7 protein-coding genes and 2 pseudogenes are annotated in these 7,846 nt (G+C 58.4%); 8 read left to right on the top strand and 1 reads right to left on the bottom strand.

All coding sequences use genetic code 11. The annotated features are described in order from the left end of the window. The 8 genes and pseudogenes from VEB01_RS07675 to VEB01_RS07640 all read left to right on the top strand — a co-directional run. Positions 1-139 (top strand): annotated as a pseudogene (locus tag VEB01_RS07675) (IS630 family transposase); the annotation flags it as partial. 209 nt (positions 140-348) lie between these two features. Continuing rightward, positions 349-825: a hypothetical protein gene (locus VEB01_RS07670; protein ID WP_324874262.1), complete on the top strand. Its 477-nt coding sequence runs from the start codon at positions 349-351 to the stop codon at positions 823-825. Between the two features lie 393 nt (positions 826-1,218). Further along, positions 1,219-2,370: a sensor histidine kinase gene (locus VEB01_RS07665; protein ID WP_324874260.1), complete on the top strand. Its 1,152-nt coding sequence runs from the start codon at positions 1,219-1,221 to the stop codon at positions 2,368-2,370. Then, positions 2,348-3,109 carry a LytR/AlgR family response regulator transcription factor gene (locus VEB01_RS07660; RefSeq protein WP_324874259.1) on the top strand — a complete coding sequence of 254 codons (762 nt, stop codon included), beginning with the start codon at positions 2,348-2,350 and terminating at the stop codon, positions 3,107-3,109. Before VEB01_RS07665 ends, VEB01_RS07660 begins: the two co-directional genes overlap by 23 nt. Before the next feature lie 38 nt (positions 3,110-3,147). After that, positions 3,148-4,071, top strand: coding sequence for a hydroxymethylbilane synthase (hemC, locus tag VEB01_RS07655; protein ID WP_349255737.1), 924 nt, complete (start codon positions 3,148-3,150; stop codon positions 4,069-4,071). A gap of 3 nt (positions 4,072-4,074) precedes the next feature. Beyond that, entirely contained in the window at positions 4,075-4,893 is an 819-nt protein-coding gene (locus VEB01_RS07650) for a uroporphyrinogen-III synthase (protein WP_324874257.1), read from the top strand. 89 nt (positions 4,894-4,982) lie between these two features. Then, positions 4,983-6,212 (top strand): uroporphyrinogen-III C-methyltransferase, encoded by a 1,230-nt coding sequence (locus VEB01_RS07645; protein WP_324874255.1) that lies wholly within the window; start codon positions 4,983-4,985, stop codon positions 6,210-6,212. Beyond that, the gene (locus VEB01_RS07640) at positions 6,209-7,492 is read left to right on the top strand and encodes a heme biosynthesis HemY N-terminal domain-containing protein (protein ID WP_324874254.1); all 1,284 of its coding nucleotides are present in this window, start codon (positions 6,209-6,211) and stop codon (positions 7,490-7,492) included. The genes VEB01_RS07645 and VEB01_RS07640 overlap by 4 nt, the downstream gene beginning before the upstream one ends. A 240-nt stretch (positions 7,493-7,732) precedes the next feature. Here the strand turns inward: VEB01_RS07640 and VEB01_RS07635 are convergent. Beyond that, positions 7,733-7,846: pseudogene (locus VEB01_RS07635) on the bottom strand (IS110 family transposase); the annotation flags it as partial.

Below are 7,846 nucleotides of genomic sequence, written 5' to 3'. Positions count from 1 at the left end.
GGATCTGGTCAACAAGATCGACCACTTCATCTCCCATTACAACCAGTCCTGCCGACCCTTCGTCTGGACCGCCACGGCGGATTCCATCCTGGCCAAACTTCAACGATTATGTCAGCGAATTAATGGGACAGGACACTAGGTGTCCGACTACTTGTCGGTCGTGTCATCCAATTCGTACAAGTAAATCAGCCGAGGATTACAACCCATACGATTGACGACGTTCCACCCCAAGCGCATCATTCGGGCTGAAGTGGGCGATTCGGCCCATTGGATTTCCTATCGTTAGCGTTCTTGCAACGCTTCGCACCGGGCGCATCCGGGGCAGGGCGCAGTTTCCAGGAGGTGACCATGTGCAAGCTTCATCACTTATACGCGACGCTCTTTACCTGCCTGCTCACCGTTTCCAGTGCGGTGTGCGCGGACGAACGGCAGGCGCGCGAGCCGTTTCACTTTGTCGATTCTGGCCGATGTCCCTTCGGCCATTGCACCTCGAATGAGCTGGTGGCACCCAAGGGCAAGCGCATGGTGATCGAGACATTCTCGATTACGGTCACCCTCGCAACATCGCAGGACGTCACATCGATGGACCTGCGCCAGGTCACCGACGACGGTGGTACCGTGCCTTTGCACGCCGCAGCCGTCTCCGGGCCCAGGCCGTTCCTCGGCGGCCAGGTGTTTGTAGCCAGCCAGCAGGTTCGCCTGTATCCGACGCCCGGAATGCCGGTCATCGCGCTAGCGGAGATTACCGACCAGGAGGGCGGCGCGTTCACTGTCACGATCGACGGCTACTTCCTGCCGGTCGGTTCTCCATCACTGTCGCCCTGACGCGCCGCGGGCTATGACCTTGCCCCGTCGTGGCCCGCCGTCCTGAACTGGCGCCCCGGCTTCAGTCCGTCGCGGCGAACATTGATCCCAATGGCGTCGGTATCCCTCGCAAGAACGGGTCCGGCTCCAGATCAAGGCTGAGCACAATCCCAAAACTGGTCATTCGGGAAAATTAGAAATCGTCAACACCCGGCAACTTTGGCCGAACACCGGACGGACATTGGGATCAGCCTGACAGTCTCTAATTTGGCCGATTTGAGCCACTTATCAAACAAATCCCGATTTCATACCCCAGCAAGCTCTCCACAAGACCTCTAAACTCTTATGGAGCAACAAACTCCATTGCCCGACTTCTTGAACATCCACCGGATGACTGATTAATTGAAAGCGTTGATGCAGCGGCGGAAAACTGAGCAGCCCAGGTCTAAATTGCCGTCGGACGGTTCCAGACCGGGGGAAGCATCGCCGAACTCCCGCGATACCGTGGGTGGAACCGGCCGAGCCGCTGAATCCTTCCTTCCCGATTTTTGCAGCCTCTCGACCGCCTTGATGCTAGTCGTTTCGGCCGAGTTGTTGGCCTTCGTTCTGACGCTTGCCGATTCTTCGTCCGATTACGGCTTCTGGTCCGACTTGGGCTTGCGCTCGCTATTCATCGTCTGGATCGCGCTGACCAGCGGGGTCGTTCTTTGCGGCGTACGCTCGCGGCTCGTTCGGCTCGACGCGCTATGGAGCGGAGTGGTGACCTTTTCGGTCATACAGGCCGCGACGCTTCTAATCGCCTGGATTGCCCGCGAAGGCCTACCGAATCCGGGAAACGTCGCTTCCACCGGCCCCGTCTACTATTTGAAAATTCTCGGCGCCAGCGGTCTGATTACGGCGGCATGGCTGCGCTACCTGTACATCCAATCCCGATGGCGTCTGCAAATCAAGGCGGAGGGAGAAGCCCGGCTGGATGCGTTGCAGGCGCGGATGCGTCCGCATTTTCTGTTCAACAGCCTCAACACCATCGCCAGCCTGACCCGGAACGATCCAAAAATGGCGGAAGAACTTCTGCTGGATTTGGCGGAACTGTTCCGCGCGGTTTTGAGGAAAGAAGCCAAATTGGTGACTCTGGCGGACGAGGTAGCCTTGACCGGACAATACCTCAATATCGAAAAACAGCGGCTCGGCGAACGTCTGCACATTAGCTGGCATCTGAAGGAAGCCCCTCAGGACGCACTGATTCCTCCCCTGAGCATCCAGCCTCTGGTGGAAAATGCGATTTATCACGGCATCGAGCCGTCTCAGGGCGGCGGTAAAGTGGATATCGGCGGGCAACTGACAAAGCAGCATCTCGTACTGACGGTGAGAAACACCCTGCCGGAAGCGGACGCGCGGCGCTCGCGCCAGGGCACGCGGCAGGCTCTGGCCAATCTCCGCGCACGTCTCGAAGCCTGCTTTCCGGGGGAGGCCCAGTTGCTCACGAGCGTGGCCGACAATTATTACCAAGTCCGAATCGTCCTTCCTTACCTTCCAAAGAGCCATGAAAATCTTGATCGTCGATGATGAGGCTCCGGCTCGAAACCGCTTGCGGGATTTGCTCGGCGAGATCGATTCGACGCTGACTGTTGTCGGGGAAGCGGCCGACGGCGAGCAAGCCTTGAGGCTCGCCGCCCAAACCCAGCCCGATGCCGTTCTGCTGGATATCCGCATGCCGCGTATCGACGGCATCGCGGCCGCGCGCGAACTGGCCCGGCTGGAGCAGCCGCCGGCCGTGGTTTTCACGACGGCTTATAACGAGTACGCTCTGGAAGCCTTCGAGGTCAGCGCGGTCGATTATCTCCTCAAACCGGTACGGAAGGACCGCCTGGCCGGCGCTTTGCAAAAGGCGGAGAGATTCACCGAGGCTACCTGGAAAAAACTCGAAGCCGCCCTGCCCGCCGGACAATCGACCCGAAGCCATCTATGCATCCATAGCCATGGCGAACTTCGATTGATTCCGATCGATACGGTGCTTTATTTCCGCGCCGAGCAGAAATATACGACGGTCCGGACCCCCGCCGGCGAAATGCTCATCGACGACCCGTTGAAATCCCTGGAAGAAGAGTTCGGGGAGAGCTTCATTCGGGTCCACCGCAATGCCTTGGTGGCGATCGAGCATGTCGTCGCACTGAAAAAATTATCCCTTGGCGGCATGGCGCTTCGCCTGCGGGGCATACCCGAGACATTGGAAATCAGCCGTCGGCACCTGTCCGCCGTGAGAGCCCAGTTCAAACAACTCGCTATGATTGGTGAGGGCGACTGATTTGGTACAATGGCCTAATTTACGCTCGGTTGATACTGATGCCACAACGTATACGCATCGCCACCCGCAAAAGCGCCCTGGCCTTATGGCAGGCCGAACACGTCGCCGCGCGCCTGAGGGCTGCATGCTCCGACATCGAGGTCGAGTTGGTGAAAATGGTCACCAGCGGCGACAAGGTGCTCGACGCACCGCTGGCTAAGGTTGGCGGCAAAGGCCTGTTCGTAAAGGAACTGGAGGAAGGACTGCTCGAAGGAACCGCCGATCTGGCCGTTCACTCGATGAAGGACGTCCCCGCGGAATTGCCAGAAGGCTTACACCTGGCCGCGATTCTCCAGCGCGAAGATCCCCGCGACGCCTTCGTTTCCCTCCGTTATCCGTCCTTCGACGCGCTGCCGCCCCTGGCGAAGGTGGGAACATCCAGCCTCCGTCGGCAATGCCAGATCAAAGCCCGCTTTCCCGAATGCGAGATGATCAACCTTCGGGGCAACGTCGACACCCGCGTGAGCAAGCTCGACGCCGGCCAATACGACGCCATCATCCTTGCCGCGGCGGGCTTGAAACGGCTCGGTTTGAGCCATCGCATCACCGAAATACTTACCACCAATATCAGTCTCCCCGCAGTCGGCCAAGGCGCCATCGGCATCGAATGCCGCCGGGATGATATTTGGCTGAACGGATGTCTAAGCGTATTGCATCATGAAGAAACGGCGATCTGCGTCATGGCGGAACGAGCGCTCAACGAGCGCCTGAACGGCGGCTGCCAGGTTCCCATTGCCGGGCATGCGGAATTGTCCGGGGAGCGTCTGAGACTGCGAGGCGTGGTCGGCACGCCTGACGGCCAGACTCTCGTTCGCGGCGAAATCGAGGGATCTCGCAACGATCCACGGACCTTAGGTATCACCTTGGCGGAAGATTTATTGGCGCGCGGGGCTGATCGCATCTTGAGCGCGCTTTATGCCTAAGCTATGGCAAACCCGACGAACGCTCCCCTGGCCGGCGTAGGCGTATTAGTCACCCGGCCCCGGGAACAAGCCGATGGTCTCTGCGCTCTAATCGAAGCCGCCGGCGGCCGTGCAATGAGACTGCCGCTATTGGAAATCGTCGCCGTAGACGATTCCACGGCGGCGGCGGAGCTCTTGTCCCGGCCGGATCAGTGGGATTGGCTGATATTCGCCAGTACAAATGCCGTCCGGTTCGCCCTGGCGATACACGGACGGCCATACGATCCGCCACGGCGGACGCGAATCGCGGCGATCGGCCAAGCCACGGCGGAAGAGTTGATCAAAGCGGGGATTCGGGTAGACCTGATACCCAAACCGCAGTTTAATAGCGAGTCGCTTTTGGCATCGCCGGAAATGGCTGATGTGACGGACAAGTCTATATTGATCGTCCGGGGCGAAGGCGGACGGGAACATCTCGCGGAAGTGCTTAGGTCACGCGGCGCAAAAGTCGCTTACGCGGAAGTTTACCGAAGAATTCTTCCCGAGACGGACACCGCCCACTGGATCGACCTTTGGCGCCAAGGCCGTATCGACGTTGTGACCATCACCAGCGGAGAGGCCTTGACTAATCTGACGCAACTCTTGGGTGACGCCAAGCTTGAATTTGCCGAGCGCACCCCGCTCGTGGTGATCGGCTCACGCGTCGAAAAACTGGCCCGCGAGCAAGGTTGGCGCTACGTCGTGAGTACGGAGCAAGCCGGTGATCAAGCTCTAGCGGAAACGATAATACGTCTTATCGAAACGAAGAGATCGGTTCGGAACCAGCAAGCTAATCAGCAATGACAGCCGCTGGTTCGGGTCTGTTCTTCAACAAAAGATATTAAAGTCAATACTACGGGGATACAGCATTGGTTGACGAGGATAAAGAATTGATGTCGGCCACCGGTCAATCCGCCAACGGAGCGGAAACCGAGGCTGAGAAAACATCTGCCGTACGACCCAAGAAATCCCGCAACATGGCGTGGGTCGGCTATACGATATTGTTGAGCGTGCTGATTCTTACAGCCGGAGGTTGGTTCATCCTCCAGGAATTGCGCTCCAAGCAGGAGGGTCTGGGCGGCCAACTCAACAGCAAAGACCAGCAGATCCTGGAAGTCACGAGGCAGTTGAACGCACTGCAGTCCGAGATGGCCACCTTGCACTCCCAGTTCGCCACGCTGCAATCCCAGGTGACGACGGAAGACTCGAAATTCGAGCGCCAGATCGGCGAACAATCGGCCCAGATCAACGAGAGGCTGAATCTGACCCGGACAGAACTGGGCGAATCCGTTCAACAGATCCAACGGCAGCTTAACAAGACCCACGGCGACTTGCTGGTCGCCGACGCCGAGTACCTTCTAAGCATCGCCAACCAGAAACTTCATCTGATCGGCGACGTGAAAGCCGTGCTTGCCGCAATGGAAGCCGCGGACCAGCGCCTGCACGACAGCGGCGATCCTGCGGTATTCAAGGTCCGGGAAGCCTTGGCCGAGGAAATCGACACCCTGCGGCGGCTCAATGCCCCGGATGTCGTAGGACTTTCCTCCAAGCTGCTGATCCTTGAAGGCAAGGTCAAGGACATTCCTTTGTTTCTTCCCCATGCGGGCAAATCCACTGGACAGCCCGCCAAACCTGAGGCAGCCGCACCTACTTCGGAAGGCGAGGGTGAAGGGCCGCTCGATTCCGCTTTGGACAATTTCAAGGATTTGGTCACGATACGCCGCACGGATCGGCCGGTGGATGCAATTCTCCACCCGGAACAGGCGGAGGCGTTGCGCCAAGTTCTGCTGCTTAAACTGGAAACCGCCCGAGCCGCGCTCCTGCGGGGCGACGAAGGTATGTACAAGGCTAATTTGGCCTCCGCTCAAGAGTGGCTGACGGAGCATTTCGATCCCGGTTCGGACAAGACCCAGGAAGTCGCCACGGAAATCAGCGCACTGGCCGAACAGCCGATTCGCATACCTTTCCCGGATATCAGCAAATCGTTAACCCTTTTGCGGAATATCGAGAAGCTGCGGCTGGAAGCCGACGAGGCAGGAATTAAGCCCAATAGGGAGGAATCCGCAAAGACTCAATCCGGTGAGCCATCGGGCGAGGCGCAACCGGCGGGAGCACAGCCGTGAAAAAAGCCGTCATCTATGTGCTGATCGCTCTCTCGATCGCCGCCGGGGTGGGCTTTTTCGTCCACCGCCAATTGACCGCCGGCGATGCGGGTTATGTGATCATCGGCTACGACCGGTGGGTAATGGAATCCTCGCTGTTCGTGATGGCGATCGCCTTGGTCGTCGCTTTTGTCCTGTTCTACTTTTTGATCCGTGTCATCTTGCAGGCTATGAGCCTACCCAAGATCCTCAAGAAACGCGGCGGCGAACTGCGCAGCAAGCGCTCTCAGGACGCGCTGATCACCGGTCTTATCGAATCGGCCGAAGGCAATTGGGAGAAGGCGGAGCGGAATCTGATCCGCCATGCCGCCGACAGTGGCGCGCCTCTCATCAACTATTTGACGGCGGCACGGGCCGCGCACTCCCGGGGCGCCGTCGAACAGCGGGACGAATACCTGAAGCTGGCCCATGAAACCATGCCCGAGGCCGAACTCGCCGTCGGCCTGACCCGCGCCGAATTGCAGTTGTCCAACAAACAGTTCGAGGCAGCGCTGGAATCCCTGACCCAGTTGAACAAGATCGCCCCCAGCCACGCCACGGTCTTAAGGCTCACCCATCAAGCCTATGCCCAAATGGAAGACTGGGAAGGACTGCATCGCCTGCTCCCGGCTTTACACAAAAACAAAGTGCTCATGGAAGCGGAGATCAAACTGCTGGAGACGGAGACTTATAGCGCCCTGCTCAAGCAAAGATCCGAAACCGGCGATGTAACCGAGTTAAGGGAGATTTGGGCGACCATGCCGGGGCACATTCGTGCGTCCACGGGAATTCAAACCCTCTATTTCGCCGCCATGATCGAGGCCGGAGCCGGCGAGGAGGTCGAAGAAGAGCTTCGACGCGCCCTGGGCGAAGAGTGGGACGAGACCCTGTTGGTTCTCTATGGTTGCATCCAGTTATCCGACCGGGAAAAGCAGCTCCGCAACGCGGAAACCTGGCTCGGGCCGCATCCGAAAGACGCCGTGCTGTTCCGAGTGCTGGGAAAGCTCGCCATACGCAACAAGCAATGGAATAAAGCCAGAGACTACCTGGAGAAAAGCCTTGAGGTGGAAACCAGCGTGGAAGCTTATCAACTCTTGGGCGATCTGCTGCATCGCCAAAACGATTTCGCCGGCGCCTGCCATTACTACCGCAACGGCCTGATGTTCGCCTCCAGCGAAGTGGTCGCGCAGATCGAGCAGAATCCGGCTGGAGAGATCGTTGAGCCCGTTGAGGAGGAGCTTGTTTCGAGTGCTGCTCAGTAGCGGAAGAAGCTGAGATTGGCCAGGCGACTGCCGAGAGGGACAGGGTTTGTTACCCCGTCCCTCACGTTACTATCCGCCACGTGCAAACGGTTTCGTCCGAGGTGAATACCCCGGCCGGCATGAAGTCAAGAGCATGAGGTGGTTCTTTCTTCTTTTTGTTCTTCTGGCAGCCGTCTTAGGTAACGCCGCAATCTTCGAAGAAATATCTGTCTGCAGCCCGCGTAGATACCGTCTTTCCAGTCAAGAAGAAATTGCGTAGTTGACTTGATAAGGTTTTCGAGTTTTGAGTACACCGAAGCAGAGGTGGACGAGTTTTCGCATGGCGGCGCCGAGGGCAGCCATTTTGCTTTTGCC

This window comes from Methylocaldum sp., from assembly GCF_035627495.1.
In the GTDB taxonomy this organism is placed as follows: domain Bacteria; phylum Pseudomonadota; class Gammaproteobacteria; order Methylococcales; family Methylococcaceae; genus Methylocaldum.
This window is presented reverse-complemented; position numbering and strand designations above follow the sequence as displayed.